Genomic DNA, 25,001 nt, shown 5'->3' with positions numbered 1-25,001 from the left:
GCCCGGTCAGCCGTCAAGCAAGATCGAAACGGTCGAGGTTCATAACCTTGGTCCATGCCGCCACGAAGTCCTCGATGAAGCGAGCGTCGGCACTGGCATAGACTTCCGCCTGAGCGCGGAGGATGGCGTTGGAGCCGAATACCAGATCGACACGGGTGGCGGTCCACTTCAGCTCACCACTCTTGCGGTCACGTCCTTCGTAAAGGTTGCCATTACCCGGCACTGCCTTCCACACCGTGCCCATGTCGAGCAGGTTGACGAAGAAGTCGTTGCTAAGCGCCCCCGGCTTGTCGGTGAACACCCCGTGGCCCGCTCCACCCACGTTGATATTGATCGCACGCAGGCCGCCGATCAGCACCGTCAATTCCGGCGCGGTCAAGGTCAACAGCTGCGCCTTGTCGATCAGCAACGCCTCGGCAGGCACGCTGTAGCGCCCCTTGAGGTAGTTGCGGAAACCGTCGGCGACCGGTTCGAGCACAGCGAAGGATTCGACGTCAGTCTGCTCCTGCGAGGCATCAGCCCTCCCGGCAGAGAACGGTACGCTTACCGCGTGACCGGCCTTGCTGGCGGCCTGCTCGATACCGGCACTACCGGCCAGCACGATCAGATCGGCCAAACTCACCTGCTTGCCGCCGGTGGCGGTGCGGTTGAACTCGCCACGGATACCTTCAAGAATCGCTAGAACGCTGGCCAGCTGCTCAGGCTGGTTGGCGGCCCAGTCCTTCTGTGGCGCGAGGTGCAGACGTGCACCATTGGCACCGCCGCGCTTGTCGGATCCACGGAAGGTAGACGCCGAAGCCCAGGCCGTACCGACCAGCTCGGACACCGACAGACCGGAGGCCAGCACGCGGGCCTTGAGCGCCGCGACGTCAGCATCGTCAATCAACGGGTGATGGACAGCCGGCAGCGGGTCTTGCCAGAGCAGGTCTTCCTTCGGTACTTCCGGCCCCAGATAACGCGACTTCGGATCGAGGTCACGGTGGGTCAGCTTGAACCAGGCGCGGGCGAATGCTTCGGCGAATGCCTGCGGGTTCTCCAGGAACCGTCGGGAGATTTTCTCGTACGCCGGGTCGACGCGCAGCGACAGGTCGGTGGTCAACATGGTCGGCAGATGCTTCTTCGAAGGATCGTGCGCATCGGGAATGATCGCATCCGCGCCCTTGGCTACCCACTGGTGGGCGCCCGCCGGGCTCTTGGTCAGTTCCCACTCGAACCTGAACAGGTTCTCGAAGAAGTTGTTGCTCCACTGCGCAGGCGTGGTCGTCCAGGTCACTTCCAGGCCACTGGTGATCGCATCGCCGGCCTTGCCGCTGCCAAACGAGCTCGCCCAGCCCAGGCCCTGCTCCTCGAGACCGGCGGCCTCGGGCTCGGCGCCGACGTTGTCCGCCGGCCCGGCGCCATGGGTCTTGCCGAAAGTGTGGCCACCGGCAATCAGCGCGACGGTTTCTTCGTCGTTCATGGCCATGCGCGCGAAAGTCTCGCGGATGTCATGGGCCGCCGCGAGCGGATCGGGATTTCCCTCCGGGCCTTCAGGGTTGACGTAGATCAGCCCCATCTGCACGGCAGCGAGCGGATTTTCCAGGTTGCGCCCCTGGTCGTCGGTGCGATCATGCTCCTGGCCATGCAGCTCTTCATCGGCCACGACCACGCCTGTATCGTCATTACTGCCGGCCGCACCCTTGCCATAGCGGTTATCACCACCCAGCCAGGTCTTCTCGGTGCCCCAGTAGACGTCCTGATCCGGCTCCCACGTGTCCACACGTCCGCCAGCAAAGCCGAAAGTCCGGAAGCCCATGGTTTCCAGGGCGACATTGCCGGTGAGCACCAGCAGGTCGGCCCAGGAAATCTTCTGGCCATACTTCTGCTTGATCGGCCACAGCAGGCGGCGCGACTTGTCGATATTGACGTTGTCTGGCCAGCTGTTGAGCGGTGCGAAACGCTGCTGTCCACGCGCTGCGCCACCGCGGCCATCGCCGGTACGGTAGGTGCCGGCGGCGTGCCAGGCCATGCGGATGAATTGCGGGCCGTAGTGGCCGAAGTCGGCCGGCCACCAGTCCTGCGTGTCGGTCATCAACGCACGCAAATCTTTTTTCAGCGCCTCGTAATCAAGCGACTGAAAAGCTTCGGCATAGTCGAAAGTCTCGCCCAATGGGTTGGACTTGGAGGAATGCTGGTGCAGCAGGTCGACACGCAGCTGGCTCGGCCACCAGTCGCGGTTGCCAGTGCCGCCGCCAGCGGTATGCTTCGGCGTTGCCTCAGAAGCACTCCCCGAGAAAGGGCATTTGCCTTCAGTCTTCTCACTCATCGTCGTCTATCTCCTTACCAGGCTTAATCGTTCCCGACTAAGCGGGATTGGCATTGAGTATCGACGAGCGGTAGCGAACTCTCAAATGAATAAGGCCTTACAGACCGATAGTTTTTAACTAAAAATGAGGCATAAAAAAACCGGGCCTAAGCCCGGTTCTTCTTGCAACGATGCCTTACTCGGCAGCTTCTACTGCGCCACCGACCGGACGGTCGACCAGCTCAACATAAGCCATCGGGGCATTGTCGCCAGCGCGGAAACCGCACTTGAGGATACGCAGGTAACCGCCCTGACGGGTGGCGTAGCGCTTGCCCAGATCGTTGAACAGTTTACCAACGATAGCTTTCGAACGAGTACGGTCGAAAGCCAGACGACGGTTGGCGACGCTGTCTTCTTTAGCCAGGGTAATCAGCGGCTCGGCAACGCGGCGCAGTTCCTTGGCTTTCGGCAGAGTAGTTTTGATCAGCTCATGCTCGAACAGCGATACCGCCATGTTTTGAAACATGGCCTTGCGGTGAGCGCTGGTGCGGCTGAGGTGACGGCCACTTTTACGATGACGCATGGTTCAATTCCTTACCAAACTTCACGTTCGGTGATGATGACGATCAGGCAGTCGCCTTATCGTCTTTCTTCAGACTTGCCGGCGGCCAGTTGTCGAGGCGCATACCGAGGGACAGACCACGGGAAGCCAGAACGTCCTTGATTTCAGTCAGGGATTTCTTGCCCAGGTTCGGCGTTTTCAACAGCTCTACTTCGGTGCGCTGGATCAGGTCACCGATGTAGTAGATGTTTTCTGCCTTGAGGCAGTTGGCCGAACGAACGGTCAGTTCCAGGTCATCAACCGGACGGAGCAGGATCGGATCGATCTCGTCTTCCTGTTCGATTACAACAGGCTCGCTGTCACCTTTGAGGTCGACGAATGCAGCCAACTGCTGTTGCAGGATGGTTGCAGCACGACGGATAGCCTCTTCAGGATCCAGGGTACCGTTGGTTTCGAGGTCGATAACCAGTTTGTCCAGGTTGGTGCGCTGCTCAACACGAGCGTTTTCCACCACGTAAGACACGCGACGCACAGGGCTGAAGGAAGAATCGAGCTGCAAGCGACCAATGCTGCGGCTCTCGTCTTCATCACTCTGGCGCGAATCAGCTGGCTCATAGCCGCGACCACGAGCTACAACGAGCTTCATGTTCAACGCGCCATTGGAAGCCAGGTTGGCGATTACGTGGTCGCCGTTGACGATTTCAACATCATGATCCAGCTGAATATCGGCAGCGGTTACGACGCCAGAGCCCTTCTTCGCCAGAGTCAGTGTAACTTCGTCTCGACCATGCAGCTTGATTGCCAGACCTTTAAGGTTAAGCAGGATTTCAATTACGTCTTCCTGAATACCTTCGATGGCGCTGTACTCATGGAGTACACCATCAATCTCGGCCTCGACTACTGCACAGCCAGGCATGGAGGACAACAGGATGCGACGCAGCGCGTTGCCCAGGGTATGGCCGAAACCACGCTCGAGAGGCTCGAGAGTGATCTTGGCGCGGGTCGGACTGACCACCTGCACATCGATATGGCGGGGGGTCAGGAACTCATTTACCGAAATCTGCATGGATGCACCTATTTTCTAGCCCTTACTTGGAGTAGAGCTCGACAATCAGGCTTTCGTTGATGTCAGCGGAGAGATCACCACGAGCCGGGACGCTTTTGAACACGCCAGACTTTTTCTCGGTGTCTACATCTACCCACTCAACACGGCCACGCTGAGCACACAGCTCAAGAGCCTGAACGATGCGCAGCTGATTCTTCGACTTCTCGCGTACTGCAACCACGTCGCCAGCTTTAACCTGGTAGGACGGTACGTTTACAGTTTTGCCGTTTACGCTGATCGCTTTGTGCGAAACCAGCTGACGGGATTCAGCGCGGGTAGCGCCGTAGCCCATACGGTAAACAACGTTATCCAGACGGCATTCGAGCAGTTGCAGCAGGTTCTCACCAGTAGCGCCTTTCTTGCCGGCAGCTTCTTTGTAGTAACCGCTGAATTGACGCTCGAGTACGCCGTAGATACGACGAACTTTTTGCTTCTCACGCAGCTGGGTGCCGTAGTCGGACTGACGGCCACGGCGCTGGCCGTGAATACCTGGGGCTGCTTCGAGGTTGCACTTCGATTCCAGGGCGCGAACACCGCTTTTCAGGAAAAGATCTGTGCCTTCACGACGAGACAGTTTGCATTTGGGATCAATGTAACGAGCCATTTCTCACTGTCTCCTGATTACACGCGACGCTTCTTCGAAGGACGGCACCCGTTATGCGGGATGGGCGTCACATCGGTGATGCTGGCGATCTTGTAACCGCAACCGTTAAGAGCACGGACTGCGGACTCACGACCCGGACTATACCTTTGACGTTTACGTCGAGGTTCTTCAGGCCATATTCCAGCGCAGCTTGACCAGCACGTTCAGCAGCCACCTGGGCAGCGAACGGGGTGGACTTGCGAGAACCGCGGAAACCCGAGCCACCGGAGGTAGCCCAAGACAGGGCGTTACCTTGACGGTCGGTAATGGTCACGATGGTGTTGTTGAAAGAAGCGTGGATGTGGGCGATGCCATCAACCACCGTCTTCTTGACTTTCTTACGAGTACGAGCAGCAGGTTTTGCCATGACTAAATTCCTGTCGATTCGCGAACGCGATTACTTGCGGATCGGCTTACGCGGGCCCTTACGGGTGCGCGCGTTGGTCTTGGTACGCTGACCGCGCACCGGGAGGCCGCGACGATGACGCAGACCGCGGTAGCAGCCCAGATCCATCAAGCGCTTGATTTTCATGTTCACTTCACGGCGCAGATCACCCTCGGTATTAACCTTGGCGACTTCACCACGCAGCTGCTCGATCTGCTCGTCAGAGAGATCCTTGATCTTTGCCGCCGGATTTACACCGGTAGCTGCACAGATTTTCTGTGCGGTGGTGCGACCGACACCAAAGATGTAGGTCAACGAGATAACAGTGTGCTTGTTATCCGGAATGTTAACGCCTGCAATACGGGCCATTCAGTGGAACTCCAATTGACAGCTACCTACGCCCCGGAAGCCAAGAAATGGGGCGCAAGATATTATCGCTGTAGAAACAAATAATCAACCCGGCAGCGCACTAGCTGCCGGGCTTATAGCTTCGATCACACTCAGCCTTGGCGCTGTTTGTGACGCGGTTCCGCGCTGCAAATCACTCGCACAACACCTTCACGGCGAATAATTTTGCAGTTACGGCACAGCTTTTTCACCGATGCACGAACTTTCATCACCAACTCCTCGAACCTTATGGACACTTCAGCGGAGCATGCCGCTGCCGTAACCCTTCAGGTTGGCTTTCTTCATCAGGGATTCGTACTGGTGCGAAACGAGGTGCGATTGTACTTGCGACATGAAGTCCATCACAACCACTACCACGATCAGCAACGAGGTCCCGCCAAGGTAGAACGGTACGTTGGCCGCCACCACCAGGAACTGGGGCAACAAGCATACGGCCGTCATGTACAGAGCACCGAACATGGTCAAGCGAGTCAGAACGCCATCGATATAGCGCGCAGACTGCTCACCGGGACGGATACCCGGAATAAAGGCACCGGACTTCTTCAGGTTTTCCGCTACGTCTTTCGGGTTGAACATCAGCGCTGTGTAGAAGAAGCAGAAGAAAACAATCCCCGCACTAAACAGCAAAATGTTCAACGGCTGACCAGGAGCGATAGCCTGTGAAATATCCTGCAGCCAGCCCATACCATCGGACTGACCAAACCAGGCACCCAGCGAGGCCGGGAACAACAGAAGGCTGCTGGCGAAAATGGCCGGGATTACGCCCGCCATGTTCACCTTCAACGGCAGGTGGCTGGTCTGCGCCGCGAAGACCTTACGGCCCTGCTGACGCTTGGCGTAGTGCACAGCAATACGACGCTGGCCACGCTCAATGAACACCACGAAACCGATAATCGCTACTGCCAACAAACCGATGGCGATAAGAGCGAAGATATTGATATCGCCCTGCCGAGCAGACTCGAAAGACTGCCCAATCGCCGACGGCAGACCGGCTACGATGCCCGCAAAAATCAGCATCGAAATACCGTTGCCAACACCGCGCTCGGTGATCTGCTCGCCCAGCCACATCATGAACATCGCACCCGCCACGAACGTGGTGACTGCAACGAAGTGGAAGCCGAAATCGACCGAAAACGCTACACCCTGACTCGCCAGGCCAACGGACATGCCGATAGCTTGGACGAAAGCCAGGATCAAGGTGCCGTAGCGGGTGTATTGACTGATCTTGCGACGACCAGCCTCACCTTCCTTCTTCAACTGTTCCAACTGCGGGCTGACAGCGGTCATCAGCTGCATGATGATCGATGCCGAGATGTACGGCATGATCCCCAGTGCAAAGATACTCATCCGCTCCAGCGCGCCGCCGGAAAACATGTTGAACAAGCTAAGAATGGTCCCTCATTCTGTCGGAACAGATCAGCTAGACGATCAGGGTTTATGCCTGGAACTGGGATATGCGCACCGATTCGATAGACGATGATCGCCATGAACAGAAAGCGCAGACGAGCCCAGAGCTCGGACAACCCGCCACCAGCCAGCGCAGAGAGAGCACCTTGCTTAGCCATTTATTCCTCGAACTTACCGCCAGCTGCTTCGATAGCCGCGCGCGCACCTTTGGTGGCGGCGATACCTTTAAGGGTGACCGCACGAGTAATCTCACCGGACAGCATGACTTTCACACGCTGTACGTTTTGATTAATCAGATTGGCATCCTTCAGCGCTTGCAGAGTAACTACGTCGCCTTCGATCTTGTTCAGCTCGGAAGTACGCACTTCTGCGCGATCCATAGCTTTCAGAGACACGAAACCGAACTTAGGAAGACGACGGTGCAGAGGCTGCTGGCCGCCTTCGAAACCCGGAGCAATAGTGCCACCGGAGCGGGAGGTTTGACCTTTGTGGCCACGGCCACCAGTCTTACCCAAACCACTACCGATACCACGGCCCGGACGGTGCTTCTCGCGACGGGAACCCGGCGCTGGACTCAAATCGTTCAGGTACATGGATCAACCCTCCACACGGAGAAGGTAATAAGCCTTGTTAATCATGCCGCGATTTTCCGGGGTATCCAGAACTTCGACGGTGTGATTGATACGACGCAGGCCAAGACCCTTGACGCAGGCTTTATGGTTGGCCAAACGGCCATTGGTGCTCTTGATCAGAGTCACTTTGACGGTATTAGCCATGATTAGAGAATCTCCCCGACACTCTTGCCACGCTTGGCTGCAACCGAATCCGGAGACTGCATAGCCTTCAGACCTTTGAAAGTGGCATGAACCACGTTCACAGGGTTGGTAGAGCCGTAGCACTTGGCCAGAACGTTCTGCACACCAGCGACTTCAAGGACGGCACGCATGGCGCCACCAGCGATGATGCCGGTACCTTCGGAAGCAGGCTGCATGTACACCTTCGAAGCGCCATGGGCGGACTTCATTGCGTACTGCAGGGTGGTGCCGTTCAGATCGACTTGAATCATGTTGCGACGAGCAGCTTCCATAGCTTTCTGGATAGCAGCCGGCACTTCACGAGATTTGCCACGGCCGAAACCTACACGACCCTTACCATCACCTACCACGGTCAACGCGGTGAAGGTGAAGATACGGCCGCCTTTAACGGTCTTGGCAACGCGGTTCACTTGAACCAGCTTCTCGATATAGCCTTCGTCGCGCTTTTGGTCGTTATTTGCCATAACTTAGAACTCCAGCCCGCCTTCACGAGCAGCATCAGCCAGCGCTTTGACGCGGCCGTGGTACTTGAAGCCAGAACGGTCGAATGCAACCTGAGTCACACCTGCGGCTTTCGCACGCTCGGCAACCAGCTCACCAACTTTCTTGGCCGCGTCGACGTTGCCGGTGGCTTCGTCACGCAGTGCTTTGTCCAAGGTAGAGGCGCTGGCCAGAACCTTGCTGCCGTCGGCCGAGATGACCTGGGCATAGATGTGCTGCGAAGAGCGGTACACGCAGAGACGCACGGCTTCGAGCTCGTGCATTTTCAGGCGTGCTTTGCGAGCGCGACGCAGACGAGTAACTTTTTTGTCGGTCATTTCCTAGCCCCTTACTTCTTCTTGGCTTCTTTACGGCGGACGACTTCGTCAGCGTAACGAACACCTTTGCCCTTGTAAGGCTCAGGACGACGGAAATCACGAATTTCCGCAGCAACCTGACCAACCAGCTGCTTGTCGACACCCTTGATGAGGATCTCGGTCTGGTTCGGGGTTTCGGCAACAACGCCTTCCGGCAGTTGATAGTCGATAGGGTGAGAGAAGCCCAACGCCAGATTGAGAACCTGGCCCTTGGCCTGTGCCTTGTAACCAACACCCACCAGCTGGAGCTTGCGCTCGAAGCCCTGGCTTACGCCGATGACCATGTTGTTAACCAATGCACGGGTAGTACCAGCCATCGCACGAGTCTGCTGATCACCATTGCGAGCAGAGAAACGCAGCTCACCGGATTCTTGCAGGACTTCAACGGACGAGTGAACGTTCAGTTCCAGAGCGCCCTTGGCACCCTTCACCGAAAGCTGTTGGCCGGCGAGTTTGATCTCTACACCAGCGGGCAGCTTGACGGGGTTTTTAGCAACGCGAGACATGCTTATCCCCCCTTAGAACACAGTGCAAAGCACTTCGCCGCCGACACCGGCAGCGCGCGCAGCGCGGTCGTCATCACACCTTTGTTGGTGGAGACGATGGAAACACCGAGACCGCCACGAACTTTCGGCAGATCATCGACGGATTTGTACTGGCGAAGGCCAGGACGGCTGACGCGCTTCACTTCTTCGATAACCGGACGGCCTTCGAAGTACTTAAGCTCGATGGACAGCTGCGGCTTTGCTTCGCCGCTGATCTGATAACCCGCAACATAACCTTCGTCTTTGAGAACTTTGGCTACGGCCACCTTCAGGGTAGAAGAAGGCATGCTTACGACGGACTTTTCAGCCATCTGGGCATTACGGATACGAGTTAGCATGTCCGCTAACGGGTCCTGCATACTCATGGGCTAGACGCTCCTGATACAAAAAGAATTAGCCTCTCGGCTAAGAATCACCAGAACTCACGGAAATCCGGACTCAGGCGAGCCGGGCATTCTAGAGACTGATCAAAAATGAATCAAGCCCCAAAAGGGGCTTGATTCATATTGCTTGTCCGCCGGAGCTAACTCCGGCGGTTTCCGCAGCGGCTTACCAGCTGGCTTTAACCAGACCTGGTACGTCGCCACGCATAGCTGCTTCACGCAGCTTGATGCGCGACAGACCGAACTTGCGGAAGACACCGTGCGGGCGGCCAGTGATGCGGCAGCGGTTGCGCAGGCGCGAAGCGCTGGCATCACGGGGTTGCTTCTGCAGGGCTACCTGAGCTTCCCAACGCGCTTCCGGAGAGGCTTCCGGATTGACGATGGTAGCTTTCAGCTCGGCACGCTTTTTGGCGTACTTGGCGACCGTGAGCTGACGCTTCAGCTCGCGGTTTTTCATGCTCGTCTTGGCCATATTCCTACTCCAATCAGTTGCGGAACGGGAATTTGAAAGCACGCAGCAGAGCGCGGCCTTCATCATCCGAACGGGCAGTAGTGGTCAGAGTGATGTCCAGACCACGCAGCGCATCGATCTTGTCGTAATCGATTTCCGGGAAAATGATCTGCTCTTTCACGCCCATGCTGTAGTTACCACGACCATCGAAGGACTTGGCATTCAGGCCGCGGAAGTCACGCACGCGCGGCAGGGAGATGGACAGCAGACGATCCAGGAACTCGTACATACGTTCGCGACGCAGAGTAACCTTGACGCCAATCGGCCAACCTTCACGAACCTTGAAACCAGCGATCGACTTGCGGGCATAAGTCACGATGACTTTCTGGCCGGTAATCTTCTCGAGGTCGGCAACTGCGTGCTCGATGATTTTCTTATCACCGATCGCTTCGCCCAAGCCCATGTTCAGGGTGATCTTGGTGATGCGCGGAACTTCCATCACGTTACCCAGCTTAAGCTCTTCCTTCAGCTTGGGCGCGATTTCCTTCCGGTAAATCTCTTTTAGTCGTGCCATGGTGTTTTACCTATGATTCTCAAGCGCCAACCGGCTTCTGGGTGGACTTGAAGACACGAATTTTCTTGCCGTCTTCAACTTTGAAACCAACGCGATCAGCCTTGTTGGTTTCGCCATTGAAAATGGCAACGTTGGAAGCGCTCAGCGGCGCTTCTTTCTCGACGATACCGCCTTGAACGCCCGACATCGGGTTCGGCTTGGTATGACGCTTCACCAGGTTGATACCACCGACGACCAAACGGTCGTCAGCGAGAACCTTGAGCACCTTACCGCGCTTACCTTTGTCTTTGCCGGCGATCACGATGATCTCGTCGTCACGACGAATCTTTTGCATGTCGGATCTCCTTAAAGCACTTCAGGGGCAAGCGAGACGATCTTCATGAACTTCTCAGTACGAAGCTCACGGGTCACTGGCCCGAAGATACGGGTACCAATCGGCTCTTGCTTGTTGTTCAGAAGAACAGCAGCGTTGCCGTCGAAGCGGATGATCGAACCGTCGGCACGACGAACGCCGTGACGGGTACGAACTACAACCGCGGTCATGACCTGACCTTTCTTCACTTTGCCGCGCGGAATTGCTTCCTTGACGGTGACCTTGATGATGTCGCCGATGCCAGCGTAGCGGCGATGCGAGCCACCCAGCACCTTGATGCACATGACGCGGCGTGCACCACTGTTGTCGGCAACATCGAGCATGGATTGAGTCTGAATCATATAATTTCTCCGACCCCTAGTCCTTAGACTTCCACTGCGCGTTCGAGAACTTCAACCAGAGCCCAAGACTTGGTCTTGGCCAGCGGACGCGTTTCGGTAATCGAAACTTTGTCGCCGATCTTGCACTGATTGCTTTCGTCGTGCGCGTGCAGCTTGGTCGAACGCTTGACGTATTTACCGTAGATCGGGTGCTTAACGCGACGCTCGATCAGTACGGTGATGGTCTTGTCCATCTTGTCGCTGACAACACGGCCAGTCAGCGTACGGACTGTTTTTTCGGCTTCAGCCATGATTACTTACCTGCCTGCTGGTTGAGCACAGTCTTCACACGAGCGATGTCGCGCTTAACTTGCGAGAGCAGGTGAGACTGCCCCAACTGGCCAGTTGCTTTCTGCATACGCAGATTGAACTGGTCGCGCAGCAGGCCGAGCAGCTGCTCGTTCAACTGCTGTGCTGATTTTTCACGAAGTTCATTCGCTTTCATCACATCACCGTCCGCTTAACAAAAGTGGTGGCGAGCGGCAGCTTTGCAGCAGCCAGGGCGAAAGCCTCACGCGCCAACTCTTCAGAAACGCCTTCGATCTCGTACAGGACTTTGCCTGGCTGGATCTGGGCTACCCAATACTCGACGCTACCCTTGCCTTTACCCATCCGCACTTCAAGAGGCTTCTTGGTAACTGGCTTGTCAGGGAACACGCGAATCCAGATTTTCCCGCCACGTTTCACGTGACGAGTCAGAGCACGACGAGCGGACTCAATCTGACGGGCGGTGAGACGACCGCGGGCAACAGACTTCAGCGCAAATTCGCCGAAGCTGACTTTGCTACCGCGCTGTGCCAAGCCACGGTTGTGGCCAGTCATCTGCTTGCGGAACTTCGTACGCTTTGGTTGCAACATGTGGCGTACCCCTTACTTAGCAGCTTTTTTACGAGGCGCAGGTGCTTGCGGTTTCAGTTCTTCATGGCGGCCACCAATGACCTCACCCTTGAAGATCCAAACCTTGACACCGATCACACCGTAAGTGGTGTGCGCTTCGTACGTGGCATAGTCGATATCGGCACGCAGGGTGTGCAACGGCACACGACCTTCGCGATACCATTCGGTACGTGCGATTTCCGCACCGCCGAGACGACCGCTCACCTGGATTTTGATGCCCTTGGCACCAATACGCATGGCGTTCTGTACCGCGCGCTTCATAGCACGACGGAACATCACACGACGCTCCAGCTGCTGAGCAACGCTCTGTGCAACCAACATACCGTCGAGCTCCGGCTTACGGATCTCTTCGATATTGATGTGCACAGGCACGCCCATTTGCTTGGTCAGGTCCCTGACGCAGTTTCTCAACATCTTCACCTTTCTTGCCGATCACGATGCCGGGACGAGCGGTGTGGATGGTGATGCGTGCGGTTTGGGCCGGACGAGCGATCTCGACACGGCTTACGGACGCGCTTTTTAGTTTGTCGAGGAGGTATTCACGCACCTTCAGATCAGCGAACAGGTAGTCCGCATAAGTCCGGCCGTCTGCATACCAGACGGAGGTGTGTTCCTTGACGATTCCCAGGCGTATGCCAGTGGGATGTACTTTCTGACCCATCTGAACGACTCCGTTACTTGTCCGCAACCTTGACAGTGATATGGCAAGACCGCTTGACGATGCGATCAGCGCGGCCTTTGGCACGCGGCATGATGCGCTTAAGCGAACGCCCCTCGTTGACGAAAACGGTGCTGACCTTCAGGTCATCAACGTCTGCGCCTTCGTTGTGCTCGGCGTTGGCTACAGCCGACTCCAGCACTTTCTTGATGATTTCCGCGGCTTTCTTACTGCTAAAAGCCAGCAGGTTGAGCGCTTCGCCCACCTTCTTCCCGCGGATCTGGTCGGCGACCAAGCGGGCTTTCTGGGCGGATATGCGAGCGCCCGACAACTTAGCGGCTACTTCCATTTCCTTACCCCTTAACGCTTGGCTTTCTTGTCAGCCACGTGCCCACGATAGGTACGAGTGCCGGCAAATTCGCCCAGTTTGTGGCCGACCATGTCTTCGTTCACAAGAACTGGGACGTGTAGGCGACCGTTATGCACGGCGATGGTCAAACCGACCATTTGCGGCAGAATCATCGAACGACGCGACCAGGTTTTAACCGGCTTGCGATCATTCTTTTCTGCTGCCACTTCGACCTTCTTCAGTAGGTGAAGATCGATGAAAGGACCTTTTTTCAGAGAACGTGGCACTGTCGTATCCCTCTAGTTACTTGCGACGACGGACGATCATGTTGTCGGTGCGTTTGTTACCACGAGTCTTCGCGCCCTTAGTCGGGAAGCCCCATGGAGACACCGGATGACGACCACCAGAGGTACGACCTTCACCACCACCGTGTGGGTGGTCGACCGGGTTCATGGCAACACCACGAACGGTCGGGCGAACGCCACGCCAGCGTTTGGCACCAGCTTTACCCAGCGAACGCAGGCTGTGCTCGGAGTTCGAGACTTCACCCAGGGTCGCACGGCATTCGGCCAGTACTTTACGCATTTCACCGCTGCGCAGACGCAGGGTGACGTAGACGCCTTCACGAGCGATCAGCTGAGCCGAAGCACCAGCGGAACGAGCGATTTGAGCACCTTTGCCCGGCTTCAGTTCGATACCGTGAACGGTCGAACCAACCGGAATGTTACGCAGCGGCAGGCTGTTACCGGCCTTGATCGGCGCCATCGAACCTGCGACCAGCTGATCGCCGGCGCTCACACCTTTCGGTGCGATGATGTAACGACGCTCACCATCTGCATATTTCAGCAGAGCGATGTGCGCGGTACGGTTCGGGTCATATTCAACGCGTTCGACAGTGGCTGGGATGCCATCTTTGTCGTTACGACGAAAATCGACCAGACGGTAATGCTGCTTGTGACCACCACCGATATGACGGGTAGTGATACGGCCGTTGTTGTTACGACCGCCAGTCTTCGACTTCTTCTCGAGCAGTGGAGCATGAGGAGCGCCTTTGTGCAGCTCCTGATTGACCACCTTGACCACAAAACGGCGGCCCGGGGAAGTCGGTTTGCATTTAACGATTGCCATGATGCACCCCTTCCTTACTCAGCACTGCTGGTGGCGAAATCGAGATCCTGGCCTGGCTGAAGGGAGATGATCGCCTTCTTCCAGTCGTTACGCTTGCCCAGACCGCGAGCGGTGCGCTTGCTCTTACCCAGAACGTTCTGAGTAGTGACATGCTGAACCTTCACGCTGAACAGGCTTTCGACGGCCTTCTTGATTTCCAGCTTGGTTGCGTCAGTTGCAACCTTGAAAACGAACTGGCTTTTCTTGTCTGCCAGAGTCGTGGCCTTCTCGGAGATGTGCGGGCCAAGCAGCACTTTGAATACGCGTTCCTGGTTCATCCCAGCAGCTCCTCGAATTTCTTCACGGCAGAAACGGTGATCAGCACCTTTTCATACGCGATCAGACTGACCGGATCGGAACCCTGCACGTCACGAACATCGACATGCGGCAGGTTGCGAGCAGCCAGGTACAGATTTTGATCGACAGCGTCAGACACGATCAGAACGTCAGTCAGACCCATGTCGTTCAGCTTGCCCAGCAGCTCTTTGGTTTTCGGAGCTTCGACAGCGAAGTCTTCAACCACTACCAGACGGTCGCTACGGACCAGCTCAGCAAGAATCGAACGGATCGCAGCGCGATACATCTTCTTGTTCAGCTTCTGATCATGGCTCTGCGGACGAGCTGCGAAAGTCACACCACCGCCACGCCAGATCGGACCACGAGTGGTACCAGCACGCGCACGGCCAGTACCCTTCTGACGCCACGGGCGCTTACCGCCACCGGAAACGTCGGAACGAGTCTTCTGCTGCTTGCTGCCCTGACGACCGCCAGCCATATAGGCTACGACTGCTTGGTGAACCAGGGTCTCGTTGTAGTCGCCACCGAAAGTCGCATCAGAGACTTCGATCGCTTGAGCGCCATTTACATTTAATTGCATGTCAGCTTCCCCTTAACCGCGAGCCTTGGCAGCCGGACGTACAACCAAGTTGCCGCCAGTAGCGCCAGGAACGGCACCCTTGACCAGCAGCAGGTTGCGTTCAGCATCCACGCGCACTACTTCCAGGGACTGCACAGTCACGCGCTCAGCACCCATGTGACCGGACATTTTCTTGCCCTTGAAGACACGACCCGGAGTCTGGCACTGGCCAATCGAACCCGGAACGCGGTGGGACACGGAGTTACCGTGAGTGTTGTCCTGGCCGCGGAAATTCCAACGCTTGATGGTACCGGCAAAGCCTTTACCTTTGGACTGACCAGTCACATCGACCAGTTGACCAGCTTGGAATATTTCAGCGTTGATCAGATCACCAGCCTGGTAGTCGCCTTCTTCAAGACGGAATTCCAGAACAGTGCGACCTGCCGCGACGTTCGCCTTAGCGAAGTGACCTGCCTGAGCAGCGGTAACACGAGAAGCACGACGCTCACCAACAGTGACTTGCACTGCACGATAGCCATCGGACTCTTCAGTTTTAAACTGGGTAACTCGATTCGGCTCGATCTCAATGACCGTAACCGGAATGGAGACACCTTCTTCGGTAAAAATACGGGTCATACCGCATTTACGACCGACTACACCAATAGTCATGTTGTAACCTCATGAGTGTACGGGGCTTTCACCCGCTATGGCCGCCCATTTCAGAGCGTTACACGACTAAGACCTCAAACGGTCTTAGCCGAGGCTGATCTGCACTTCCACACCGGCCGCAAGATCAAGCTTCATCAGCGCATCAACGGTTTTATCCGTCGGCTGGACGATGTCCAGAACACGCTTATGAGTACGGATCTCGAACTGATCGCGCGCGTCTTTGTTGACGTGCGGTGAAGTCAGTACGGTGAACCGCTCTTTGCGGGTAGGCAGGGGAATGGACCACGCACCTGAGCACCAGTACGTTTCGCGGTTTCCACGATTTCCTGGGTTGATTGATCGATCAGGCGATGGTCAAAAGCCTTCAACCGAATACGGATTTGTTGGTTTTGCATTTTGACCTCAGATTCCAAGCTGCTATTCCCAACGGACGCAATACGCCCGTTAAAAGGAGGCGTGATTCTATAGACGCCCCTAGCAGGTGTCAACCCAATAAAAAAGCCCCCGCAAGCGGAGGCTTTTTCTTAAATCATCACTTACGCGATGATTTTGGCTACGACGCCGGCGCCGACGGTACGACCGCCTTCACGAATGGCGAAACGCAGACCTTCTTCCATTGCGATGGTTTTGATCAGAGTGACAGTCATCTGGATGTTGTCACCTGGCATTACCATTTCAACGCCTTCCGGCAGTTCGCAGTTACCAGTCACGTCAGTAGTACGGAAGTAGAACTGAGGACGATAGCCTTTGAAGAACGGAGTATGACGGCCGCCTTCTTCTTTGCTCAGCACATACACTTCTGCAGTGAAGGTAGTGTGCGGCTTAACCGAACCCGGCTTGACCAGAACCTGGCCACGCTCTACGTCGTCACGCTTGGTGCCGCGCAGCAGCACACCGCAGTTCTCGCCAGCACGACCTTCGTCGAGCAGCTTGCGGAACATCTCAACACCAGTACAGGTGGTTTTGACGGTGTCACGCAGACCAACAATTTCCAGCTCTTCCTGGATCTTGATGATGCCACGCTCGATACGGCCAGTTACCACGGTGCCACGACCGGAGATCGAGAACACGTCTTCGATTGGCATCAGGAACGGCTTGTCGATAGCGCGCACTGGATCTGGGATGTAGCTGTCCAGAGTCTCAACCAACTTCTTGACGGCAGTGGTGCCCATCTCGTTGTCGTCTTGACCATTCAGCGCCATCAGAGCCGAACCGATGATGATCGGAGTGTCGTCGCCTGGGAAATCGTAAGCGCTGAGCAGGTCACGCACTTCCATTTCCACCAGCTCCAGCAGCTCGGCGTCGTCAACCATGTCAGCCTTGTTCAGGAAGACAACGATGTACGGAACACCTACCTGACGGGACAGCAGGATGTGCTCGCGAGTCTGCGGCATCGGGCCGTCAGCAGCGGAGCAAACCAGGATAGCGCCGTCCATCTGCGCAGCACCGGTGATCATGTTTTTCACATAGTCAGCGTGACCTGGGCAGTCAACGTGCGCGTAGTGGCGAATCGAAGAGTTGTACTCAACGTGCGCAGTGTTGATGGTGATACCACGAGCCTTCTCTTCCGGCGCGCTGTCGATCTTGTCGAAAGCAACTACGGCGCTACCGAAAACTTCGGAGCAAACGCGAGTCAGAGCGGCGGTCAGCGTGGTTTTACCATGGTCAACGTGACCAATGGTGCCAACGTTGACGTGAGGTTTGCTACGTTCAAATTTTTCTTTAGCCACGACAATTAACTCCTTGCCTAAAGGGCTGAATCAGCCTTGTTTTTTGGTTACAGACTCGACGATGTGCGACGGAGCTGTATTGTATTTTTTGAATTCCATAGAGTAGCTTGCGCGACCCTGAGACATGGAACGGACGTCGGTCGCATAACCGAACATCTCACCCAGCGGAACTTCGGCGCGAATTACTTTGCCGGAGATCGTGTCTTCCATACCCAAGATCATGCCGCGACGGCGGTTAAGGTCGCCCATCACGTCACCCATATAGTCTTCAGGGGTAACAACCTCTACCGCCATGATCGGCTCGAGCAACTCACCACCGCCCTTCTGGGCCAGTTGCTTGGTTGCCATGGAAGCAGCCACCTTGAACGCCATCTCGTTGGAGTCGACGTCATGGTAAGAACCATCGAACACGGTAGCCTTCAGGCCGATCAGCGGATAGCCGGCTACAACGCCGTTCTTCATCTGCTCTTCGATACCCTTCTGGATAGCCGGGATGTATTCCTTAGGAATCACACCGCCCACTACTTCGTTCACGAACTGCAGACCTTCCTGACCTTCGTCAGCAGGTGCAAAGCGAACCCAGCAATGACCGAACTGACCACGGCCACCGGACTGACGCACGAACTTGCCTTCGATTTCGCAGCTCTTCGTGATGCGCTCACGATAGGAAACCTGAGGCTTACCGATGTTGGCTTCGACGTTGAACTCGCGGCGCATACGGTCGACCAGGATGTCCAGGTGCAACTCGCCCATACCGGAGATGATCGTCTGACCAGTCTCTTCATCAGTTTTGACACGGAAAGACGGGTCTTCCTGAGCAAGCTTGCCCAGAGCGATACCCATTTTTTCCTGGTCATCCTTGGTCTTAGGCTCTACGGCAACCGAAATAACCGGCTCCGGGAAGTCCATGCGAACGAGGATGATTGGCTTGTCAGCGTTGCACAGAGTCTCACCAGTGGTGACGTCCTTCATGCCGATCAGAGCAGCGATGTCGCCAGCGCGTACTTCTTTGATCTCTTCGCGGGCGTTTGCGTGCATCTGCACCATACGACCCACACGCTCTTTCTTGCCTTTGACCGAGTTGATCACGCCGTCGCCGGAGGCCAACACGCCCGAGTAAACGCGGACGAAGGTCAGAGTACCCACGAATGGGTCGGTAGCGATCTTGAACGCCAGAGCCGAGAAAGGCTCGCTGTCATCGGCGTGACGCTCCATCTCTTCTTCTTCGTTATCAGGGTTGGAACCCTTGATAGCTGGAATGTCGGTTGGAGCAGGCAGGTAGTCGATAACGGCGTCGAGAACCAGGGGAACACCCTTGTTCTTGAAGGAAGAACCGCAAACAGCCAGAACGATCTCACCAGCGATAGTACGCTGACGCAGAGCGAGCTTGATTTCCTCGTTGGTGAGTTCTTCACCCTCGAGGTACTTGTTCATCAGCTCTTCGTTGGCTTCGGCCGCAGCCTCAACCATGTTGCCGCGCCATTTTTCGGCTTCTTCCAGCAACTCAGCAGGGATGTCCTTGCGAACAGGAACCATGCCCTTGTCGGAATCATTCCAGTACACAGCCTGCATGTTGATCAGATCGATCTGACCCTGGAAGTTGTCTTCCGAGCCGATAGCCAGCTGAATCGGCACCGGAGTGTGACCCAGACGCTGTTTGATCTGACCGATAACGCGCAGGAAGTCTGCACCGGCACGATCCATCTTGTTTACGTAAACAAGACGCGGAACACCGTACTTGTTGGCTTGACGCCATACGGTTTCCGACTGAGGCTCAACGCCCGAGGTACCGCAGAACACAACGACCGCGCCGTCGAGTACGCGCAGAGAACGCTCAACTTCAATGGTGAAGTCTACGTGCCCGGGGGTATCGATGACGTTGAAGCGGTGCTCATCCTTGTACTGCTTCTCGGAGCCTTTCCAGAAGGCGGTGATAGCAGCGGAAGTGATGGTAATACCACGCTCCTGCTCCTGCACCATCCAGTCTGTGGTCGCGGCGCCATCATGCACCTCGCCCATTTTGTGGCTTTTGCCGGTGTAAAAAAGGACGCGCTCGGTGGTAGTGGTTTTACCAGCATCCACGTGAGCCACGATACCGATGTTACGGTAGCGATTAATCGGTGTAGTACGAGCCATAAAGCCCTCGCAAATTGAGTGACGCTAAAATTAGAAGCGGTAGTGCGAGAAAGCCTTGTTGGCTTCAGCCATACGGTGCACGTCTTCACGCTTCTTAACTGCAGCACCTTTGCCTTCTGCAGCATCCAACAGTTCGCCAGCCAAACGCAGGGCCATGGATTTCTCGCCACGCTTACGGGCGAAATCCACCAACCAGCGCATGGCCAGGGCGTTACGACGGGACGGACGAACTTCGACCGGAACCTGGTAAGTAGCACCGCCTACACGGCGCGACTTCACTTCGACCAGCGGAGCGATGGCGTCGAGAGCTTTCTCGAAGATTTCCAGGGGATCGCTGTTCTTACGCTCTTTAACCTTCTCCAGGGCGCCATAAACGATACGCTCAGCAACGGCTTTCTTGCCGCTCTCCATCACGTGGTTCATGAACTTGGCCAGGATTTGGCTTCCGTATTTTGGATCGTCAAGCACTTCGCGCTTGGCTGCTACACGACGTCTTGGCATTTGATAAGCCCTCAAACGGTCTTCAGGTTAGCCCGGAACTGTAACCATCTGGTTACGCCCGACCTTACTCTTATCGACTCAATAAAATTAGAAACTGCATTCAGTACCGACGGCCGATCACTTCGGACGCTTGGTACCGTACTTCGAACGACCCTGGTTACGGCCTTTGACACCCGAGGTGTCCAGCGAGCCGCGAACGGTGTGATAACGCACACCTGGCAAGTCTTTTACACGACCGCCACGGATCAGCACGACGCTGTGCTCTTGCAGGTTGTGGCCTTCACCGCCGATGTACGAGGAAACCTCGAAACCGTTGGTCAGGCGAACACGGCAAACTTTACGCAGTGCCGAGTTAGGTTTTTTCGGCGTGGTGGTATACACGCGAGTGCATACGCCACGACGCTGGGGGCAGTTCTGCAGCGCAGGTACGTCGGATTTCTCGACGATACGCTTGCGCGGCTGACGCACCAGCTGGTTGATAGTTGCCATCTACTAGCTCCACTGTCCGTCTTTCGACGCTATTTATTTACACCATAAATAAATGGCAGGGCTTATGCCCTGCCATATTTAGGGGTGCATGAGTCTAAAGAGACTAGCCCCCCCAGTCAAGACACGAGCCCCGACCGCTAAGCGGCCGGGGCACGTTCTCAATTTTCGCTGGAGTTCAACGCTTCGGTCAGCGCCGCTTCCACTTCGCTCGCGCTCACACGCACAGGCTTGTCAGCCTCGCGACGACGTTTACGCTCGCTGTGGTAAGCAAGACCGGTACCTGCCGGGATCAGACGACCCACGACCACGTTCTCCTTCAGGCCACGCAGGAAGTCGCGCTTGCCAGTAACCGCCGCCTCGGTGAGGACGCGAGTGGTTTCCTGGAAGGATGCCGCCGAGATGAACGACTCGGTGGACAGCGACGCCTTGGTGATACCCAGCAGTACGCGGGAATACTTGGCGATGAACTTGTCCTGCTCGGACAGACGCTCGTTCTCGCCCAGTACGTGAGTCAGCTCCATCTGGTCGCCCTTGATGAAGGTGGAATCACCCGACTCGGCAATCTCGACCTTGCGCAGCATCTGGCGCAGGATGGTCTCGATGTGCTTGTCGTTGATCTTCACGCCCTGCAGACGGTAAACGTCCTGGATCTCGTTGACGATGTACTTGGCCAGCGCGCTCACACCCAGCAGACGCAGGATGTCGTGCGGATCGCTCGGACCGTCGGAGATAACTTCACCCTTGTTGACCTGCTCACCTTCGAACACGTTCAGGTGGCGCCATTTCGGGATCAGCTCTTCGTACGGATCGCTGCCATCGGTCGGCGTGATGACCAGACGGCGCTTGCCCTTGGTCTCCTTGCCGAAGGCGATGGTACCGCTGATTTCCGCAAGAATCGCAGCCTCTTTCGGACGACGCGCCTCGAACAAGTCAGCAACACGCGGCAAACCACCGGTGATGTCACGTGTCTTCGAGGTTTCTTGCGGGATACGGGCGATAACGTCACCAACCGCAACCTGAGCACCGTCTGCCACACCAACAAGGGCGTTAGCAGGCAGGAAGTACTGTGCTGGTACGTCAGTACCTGGCAGCAGCAGATCCTTGCCGTTGGCATCAACCAGTTTCACGGCCGGACGGATGTCCTTGCCAGCAACCGGACGATCCTTGGCATCGAGAACTTCGATGTTGGTCAAACCGGTCAACTCGTCGGTCTGACGCTTGATGGTGATGCCGTCCTCCATACCTACGAAGGTGACGGTACCTTTCATCTCGGTAACGATCGGGTGGGTGTGCGGATCCCACTTGGCGACGATGGCGCCAGCGTCGACCTTGTCACCTTCCTTGACGGAAATGACCGCACCGTACGGCAGCTTGTAGCGCTCGCGCTCACGGCCGAACTCGTCAGCGATAGCCAGCTCACCGGAACGCGATACCGCGATCAGGTTGCCGTCCAGACGTTCGACGTGCTTCAGGTTGTGCAGACGAACCGCACCGCCGTTCTTCACCTGGACGCTGTCGGCAGCCGAAGTCCGGCTTGCCGCACCACCGATGTGGAACGTACGCATGGTCAGCTGGGTACCCGGCTCACCAATCGACTGTGCAGCAATAACGCCGACTGCTTCACCGATGTTGATCTGGTGACCGCGAGCCAGGTCGCGACCGTAGCACTTGGCGCAGATGCCATAACGGGTTTCACAGCTGATCGGCGAACGCACGACGACTTCGTCGATGCTGTTCAGCTCGATGAACTCGACCCACTGCTCGTCGACCAGGGTACCGGCCGGAACGATGACTTCTTCGGTGCCTGGTTTGAACACATCGCGAGCGATGACACGACCCAGAACACGCTCACCGAGCGGCTCGACCACGTCGCCACCTTCGATGTGCGGAGTCATGTACAGACCCTGCTCGGTACCGCAATCGATCTCGGTCACTACCAGATCCTGCGCCACGTCGACGAGACGACGGGTCAGGTAACCGGAGTTCGCGGTCTTCAGTGCGGTATCCGCCAGACCTTTACGAGCACCGTGAGTGGAGATGAAGTACTGCAGTACCGACAGGCCTTCACGGAAGTTCGCGGTGATCGGCGTCTCGATGATCGAGCCGTCCGGCTTGGCCATCAGACCACGCATACCAGCCAGCTGACGGATCTGCGCGGCGGAACCACGAGCACCGGAGTCGGCCATCATGTACATGGAGTTGAAGGACTCCTGATCGACTTCATTGCCGTCGCGGTCGATGACCTTCTCTTTCGAGAGGTTGGCCATCATCGCCTTGGACACTTCGTCGTTGGCCTTGGACCAGAGGTCGATCACTTTGTTGTACTTCTCGCCCTGGGTTACCAGGCCGGAGGCGTACTGCGATTCGATCTCTTTAACTTCCTCGGTGGCGGCGTCAATGATGCGCGCCTTCTCATCCGGGATAACGAAGTCGTTCACACCAATCGACACACCCGAGATGGTCGAGTAGGCGAAACCGGTGTACATCAACTGGTCAGCGAAGATTACCGTGTCTTTCAAGCCAACAGTGCGGTAGCACTGGTTGATCAGCTTGGAGATGGCCTTCTTCTTCATCGGGTGGTTGACCACGTCATACGACAGGCCGGCCGGAACGATTTGGAACAGCAGCGCACGGCCGACAGTGGTGTCGACGATACGCGTGTTCTTGGTGATGCTGCCGTCACGGTCTTTGATCACTTCGTTGATGCGCACTTTTACGCGAGCATGCAGCGAAGCCTGGCCGCCACGGAAAACCCGGTCAACTTCCTGCAGATCAGCGAATACACGGCCTTCGCCTTTGGCGTTGATCGCTTCGCGGGTCATGTAATACAGACCCAGTACCACGTCCTGGGAGGGTACGATGATCGGCTCGCCGTTGGCTGGCGACAGGATGTTGTTGGTCGACATCATCAGCGCGCGCGCTTCGAGCTGGGCTTCCAGCGTCAGCGGTACGTGCACGGCCATCTGGTCGCCGTCGAAGTCGGCGTTGTACGCGGCGCAGACCAGCGGGTGAAGCTGGATAGCCTTACCTTCGATCAGAACCGGCTCAAACGCCTGGATGCCCAGACGGTGAAGCGTTGGTGCACGGTTGAGCAGAACCGGGTGTTCGCGAATCACTTCAGCGAGAACGTCCCAAACCTCTGGCAGCTCGCGCTCGACCATCTTCTTGGCAGCTTTGATGGTGGTAGCAAGACCACGCATTTCCAGCTTGCCGAAAATGAACGGTTTGAACAGCTCGAGAGCCATCTTCTTCGGCAGACCGCACTGGTGCAGGCGCAGGGTCGGGCCTACGGTAATTACCGAACGACCCGAGTAGTCAACACGCTTACCGAGCAGGTTCTGACGGAAACGACCTTGCTTACCCTTGATCATGTCAGCCAGGGATTTCAGAGGACGCTTGTTCGAACCGGTGATAGCGCGGCCACGACGACCGTTGTCGAGCAGTGCGTCGACAGCTTCCTGCAGCATGCGCTTTTCGTTGCGCACGATGATGTCGGGAGCCGAGAGGTCGAGCAGACGCTTCAGACGGTTGTTACGGTTGATAACGCGGCGATACAGATCGTTGAGGTCAGAGGTCGCAAAACGACCACCGTCCAACGGTACCAGCGGACGCAGGTCTGGCGGCAGAACCGGCAGAACGGTCAGCACCATCCACTCAGGCAGGTTGCCCGAGCCGAGGAAGGCTTCCATCAGTTTCAGACGCTTGGACAGCTTCTTGATCTTGGTTTCCGAGTTGGTTTGCGGAATCTCTTCACGCAGACGGCCAATCTCGTGCTCCAGGTCGATCGCGTGCAGCAGCTCGCGGACAGCTTCAGCACCCATGCGGGCGTCGAAGTCGTCACCGAACTCTTCCAGCGCTTCGAAATATTGCTCGTCGTTCAGCAACTGACCCTTTTCAAGGGTGGTCATGCCTGGATCGATAACGACATAGCTCTCGAAGTAGAGAACGCGCTCGATATCACGCAGGGTCATGTCCATCAGCAAACCAATACGGCTCGGCAGGGACTTCAGGAACCAGATGTGAGCAACCGGCGAAGCCAGTTCGATGTGCGCCATGCGCTCACGACGAACCTTGGCCAGCGCGACTTCAACACCGCACTTCTCGCAAATCACACCACGGTGCTTCAGGCGCTTGTACTTACCGCACAGGCACTCGTAGTCCTTTACCGGGCCAAAGATCTTGGCGCAGAACAGGCCGTCACGCTCGGGCTTGAACGTACGGTAGTTGATGGTTTCCGGCTTTTTAACTTCACCGAACGACCACGAACGGATCATCTCCGGCGAAGCCAATGCAATGCGGATGGCGTCGAATTCTTCGACTTGACCCTGGTTTTTCAGCAAATTCAGTAGGTCTTTCAAGGCCTTTCCTCCTGGCGGA

At 56.5% G+C, this 25,001-nt stretch carries 29 protein-coding genes and 5 pseudogenes; all 34 read right to left on the bottom strand.

The features are described from left to right. Positions 1–13: 13 nt before the first annotated feature. Positions 14–2,305, bottom strand: coding sequence for a catalase/peroxidase HPI (gene katG / locus K5Q02_RS08330; protein ID WP_225838198.1), 2,292 nt, complete (start codon positions 2,303–2,305; stop codon positions 14–16). 175 nt (positions 2,306–2,480) lie between these two features. Continuing rightward, entirely contained in the window at positions 2,481–2,867 is a 387-nt protein-coding gene (rplQ, locus tag K5Q02_RS08325) for a 50S ribosomal protein L17 (protein WP_042552930.1), read from the bottom strand. Between the two features lie 43 nt (positions 2,868–2,910). After that, positions 2,911–3,912 carry a DNA-directed RNA polymerase subunit alpha gene (locus tag K5Q02_RS08320; RefSeq protein ID WP_131182235.1) on the bottom strand — a complete coding sequence of 334 codons (1,002 nt, stop codon included), beginning with the start codon at positions 3,910–3,912 and terminating at the stop codon, positions 2,911–2,913. A gap of 22 nt (positions 3,913–3,934) precedes the next feature. Continuing rightward, entirely contained in the window at positions 3,935–4,555 is a 621-nt protein-coding gene (gene rpsD / locus K5Q02_RS08315; protein WP_225838197.1) for a 30S ribosomal protein S4, read from the bottom strand. 17 nt (positions 4,556–4,572) lie between these two features. Further along, a pseudogene (rpsK, locus tag K5Q02_RS08310) lies at positions 4,573–4,961 on the bottom strand (30S ribosomal protein S11). Between the two features lie 30 nt (positions 4,962–4,991). Then, entirely contained in the window at positions 4,992–5,348 is a 357-nt protein-coding gene (gene rpsM / locus K5Q02_RS08305) for a 30S ribosomal protein S13 (protein WP_010487012.1), read from the bottom strand. Between the two features lie 131 nt (positions 5,349–5,479). Next, complete coding sequence (gene rpmJ / locus K5Q02_RS08300) at positions 5,480–5,596, bottom strand: 50S ribosomal protein L36 (protein ID WP_002555468.1); 117 nt, start codon at positions 5,594–5,596, stop codon at positions 5,480–5,482. Between the two features lie 28 nt (positions 5,597–5,624). Continuing rightward, positions 5,625–6,952, bottom strand: a pseudogene (gene secY, locus K5Q02_RS08295) (preprotein translocase subunit SecY). Beyond that, positions 6,953–7,387 (bottom strand): 50S ribosomal protein L15, encoded by a 435-nt coding sequence (gene rplO / locus K5Q02_RS08290; protein WP_013789770.1) that lies wholly within the window; start codon positions 7,385–7,387, stop codon positions 6,953–6,955. It abuts the pseudogene before it with no gap. A gap of 3 nt (positions 7,388–7,390) precedes the next feature. Beyond that, positions 7,391–7,570, bottom strand: coding sequence for a 50S ribosomal protein L30 (gene rpmD / locus K5Q02_RS08285; RefSeq protein ID WP_013789769.1), 180 nt, complete (start codon positions 7,568–7,570; stop codon positions 7,391–7,393). Between the two features lie 2 nt (positions 7,571–7,572). Beyond that, positions 7,573–8,073: a 30S ribosomal protein S5 gene (rpsE, locus tag K5Q02_RS08280; protein ID WP_225838194.1), complete on the bottom strand. Its 501-nt coding sequence runs from the start codon at positions 8,071–8,073 to the stop codon at positions 7,573–7,575. 3 nt (positions 8,074–8,076) lie between these two features. Beyond that, positions 8,077–8,427, bottom strand: coding sequence for a 50S ribosomal protein L18 (gene rplR / locus K5Q02_RS08275; protein ID WP_225838192.1), 351 nt, complete (start codon positions 8,425–8,427; stop codon positions 8,077–8,079). Positions 8,428–8,438: 11 nt separating this feature from the next. Beyond that, on the bottom strand, positions 8,439–8,972 hold the full coding sequence (gene rplF, locus K5Q02_RS08270; RefSeq protein ID WP_225838191.1) for a 50S ribosomal protein L6: 534 nt from the start codon (positions 8,970–8,972) through the stop codon (positions 8,439–8,441). Between the two features lie 12 nt (positions 8,973–8,984). Then, positions 8,985–9,376: pseudogene (gene rpsH, locus K5Q02_RS08265) on the bottom strand (30S ribosomal protein S8). Positions 9,377–9,560: 184 nt separating this feature from the next. Then, positions 9,561–9,866: a 30S ribosomal protein S14 gene (gene rpsN, locus K5Q02_RS08260; protein ID WP_225838190.1), complete on the bottom strand. Its 306-nt coding sequence runs from the start codon at positions 9,864–9,866 to the stop codon at positions 9,561–9,563. Between the two features lie 13 nt (positions 9,867–9,879). Further along, positions 9,880–10,419 (bottom strand): 50S ribosomal protein L5, encoded by a 540-nt coding sequence (gene rplE, locus K5Q02_RS08255; RefSeq protein ID WP_090243100.1) that lies wholly within the window; start codon positions 10,417–10,419, stop codon positions 9,880–9,882. A gap of 19 nt (positions 10,420–10,438) precedes the next feature. Beyond that, the gene (gene rplX / locus K5Q02_RS08250) at positions 10,439–10,753 is read right to left on the bottom strand and encodes a 50S ribosomal protein L24 (RefSeq protein WP_225838188.1); all 315 of its coding nucleotides are present in this window, start codon (positions 10,751–10,753) and stop codon (positions 10,439–10,441) included. 11 nt (positions 10,754–10,764) lie between these two features. Beyond that, the gene (gene rplN, locus K5Q02_RS08245) at positions 10,765–11,133 is read right to left on the bottom strand and encodes a 50S ribosomal protein L14 (RefSeq protein ID WP_002555479.1); all 369 of its coding nucleotides are present in this window, start codon (positions 11,131–11,133) and stop codon (positions 10,765–10,767) included. A 23-nt stretch (positions 11,134–11,156) separates the two neighbouring features. Continuing rightward, positions 11,157–11,423 carry a 30S ribosomal protein S17 gene (gene rpsQ, locus K5Q02_RS08240; RefSeq protein ID WP_131182239.1) on the bottom strand — a complete coding sequence of 89 codons (267 nt, stop codon included), beginning with the start codon at positions 11,421–11,423 and terminating at the stop codon, positions 11,157–11,159. 2 nt (positions 11,424–11,425) lie between these two features. Further along, positions 11,426–11,617 (bottom strand): 50S ribosomal protein L29, encoded by a 192-nt coding sequence (gene rpmC / locus K5Q02_RS08235; RefSeq protein WP_002555481.1) that lies wholly within the window; start codon positions 11,615–11,617, stop codon positions 11,426–11,428. After that, positions 11,617–12,030, bottom strand: a complete 414-nt coding sequence (rplP, locus tag K5Q02_RS08230; RefSeq protein ID WP_042552939.1) for a 50S ribosomal protein L16 — start codon at positions 12,028–12,030, stop codon at positions 11,617–11,619. Before rplP ends, rpmC begins: the two co-directional genes overlap by 1 nt. A 12-nt stretch (positions 12,031–12,042) precedes the next feature. Continuing rightward, a pseudogene (gene rpsC, locus K5Q02_RS08225) lies at positions 12,043–12,730 on the bottom strand (30S ribosomal protein S3). 13 nt (positions 12,731–12,743) lie between these two features. Then, complete coding sequence (rplV, locus tag K5Q02_RS08220) at positions 12,744–13,076, bottom strand: 50S ribosomal protein L22 (RefSeq protein WP_003210077.1); 333 nt, start codon at positions 13,074–13,076, stop codon at positions 12,744–12,746. Positions 13,077–13,087: 11 nt separating this feature from the next. Continuing rightward, positions 13,088–13,363, bottom strand: coding sequence for a 30S ribosomal protein S19 (rpsS, locus tag K5Q02_RS08215; RefSeq protein WP_225838186.1), 276 nt, complete (start codon positions 13,361–13,363; stop codon positions 13,088–13,090). Between the two features lie 16 nt (positions 13,364–13,379). Next, positions 13,380–14,204 carry a 50S ribosomal protein L2 gene (gene rplB / locus K5Q02_RS08210; RefSeq protein WP_042552941.1) on the bottom strand — a complete coding sequence of 275 codons (825 nt, stop codon included), beginning with the start codon at positions 14,202–14,204 and terminating at the stop codon, positions 13,380–13,382. A 14-nt stretch (positions 14,205–14,218) separates the two neighbouring features. After that, positions 14,219–14,521: a 50S ribosomal protein L23 gene (gene rplW / locus K5Q02_RS08205; RefSeq protein WP_013789759.1), complete on the bottom strand. Its 303-nt coding sequence runs from the start codon at positions 14,519–14,521 to the stop codon at positions 14,219–14,221. Beyond that, the gene (gene rplD, locus K5Q02_RS08200; RefSeq protein ID WP_225838176.1) at positions 14,518–15,120 is read right to left on the bottom strand and encodes a 50S ribosomal protein L4; all 603 of its coding nucleotides are present in this window, start codon (positions 15,118–15,120) and stop codon (positions 14,518–14,520) included. The genes rplW and rplD overlap by 4 nt, the downstream gene beginning before the upstream one ends. Positions 15,121–15,132: 12 nt before the next feature. Continuing rightward, positions 15,133–15,768, bottom strand: coding sequence for a 50S ribosomal protein L3 (gene rplC, locus K5Q02_RS08195; protein WP_225838174.1), 636 nt, complete (start codon positions 15,766–15,768; stop codon positions 15,133–15,135). Between the two features lie 84 nt (positions 15,769–15,852). Then, a pseudogene (gene rpsJ / locus K5Q02_RS08190) lies at positions 15,853–16,163 on the bottom strand (30S ribosomal protein S10). Between the two features lie 141 nt (positions 16,164–16,304). Then, on the bottom strand, positions 16,305–17,498 hold the full coding sequence (gene tuf / locus K5Q02_RS08185; RefSeq protein ID WP_225838172.1) for an elongation factor Tu: 1,194 nt from the start codon (positions 17,496–17,498) through the stop codon (positions 16,305–16,307). 30 nt (positions 17,499–17,528) lie between these two features. Next, a complete protein-coding gene (gene fusA, locus K5Q02_RS08180) occupies positions 17,529–19,634 on the bottom strand; it encodes an elongation factor G (RefSeq protein WP_225838170.1) in 2,106 nt (701 codons plus the stop codon). A gap of 30 nt (positions 19,635–19,664) precedes the next feature. Continuing rightward, positions 19,665–20,135, bottom strand: a complete 471-nt coding sequence (gene rpsG, locus K5Q02_RS08175; protein WP_002555493.1) for a 30S ribosomal protein S7 — start codon at positions 20,133–20,135, stop codon at positions 19,665–19,667. Between the two features lie 117 nt (positions 20,136–20,252). Beyond that, a complete protein-coding gene (gene rpsL, locus K5Q02_RS08170; protein WP_003186084.1) occupies positions 20,253–20,624 on the bottom strand; it encodes a 30S ribosomal protein S12 in 372 nt (123 codons plus the stop codon). 158 nt (positions 20,625–20,782) lie between these two features. Further along, complete coding sequence (rpoC, locus tag K5Q02_RS08165; RefSeq protein WP_225838167.1) at positions 20,783–24,982, bottom strand: DNA-directed RNA polymerase subunit beta'; 4,200 nt, start codon at positions 24,980–24,982, stop codon at positions 20,783–20,785. Between the last annotated feature and the right edge of the window lie 19 nt (positions 24,983–25,001).

Origin of the sequence: Pseudomonas sp. MM211 (genome assembly GCF_020386635.1) — a bacterium.
Classification (GTDB): domain Bacteria; phylum Pseudomonadota; class Gammaproteobacteria; order Pseudomonadales; family Pseudomonadaceae; genus Aquipseudomonas.
The sequence above is the reverse complement of the archived record's forward strand: the minus strand, read 5'-3'. Positions and strand labels throughout refer to the sequence as shown.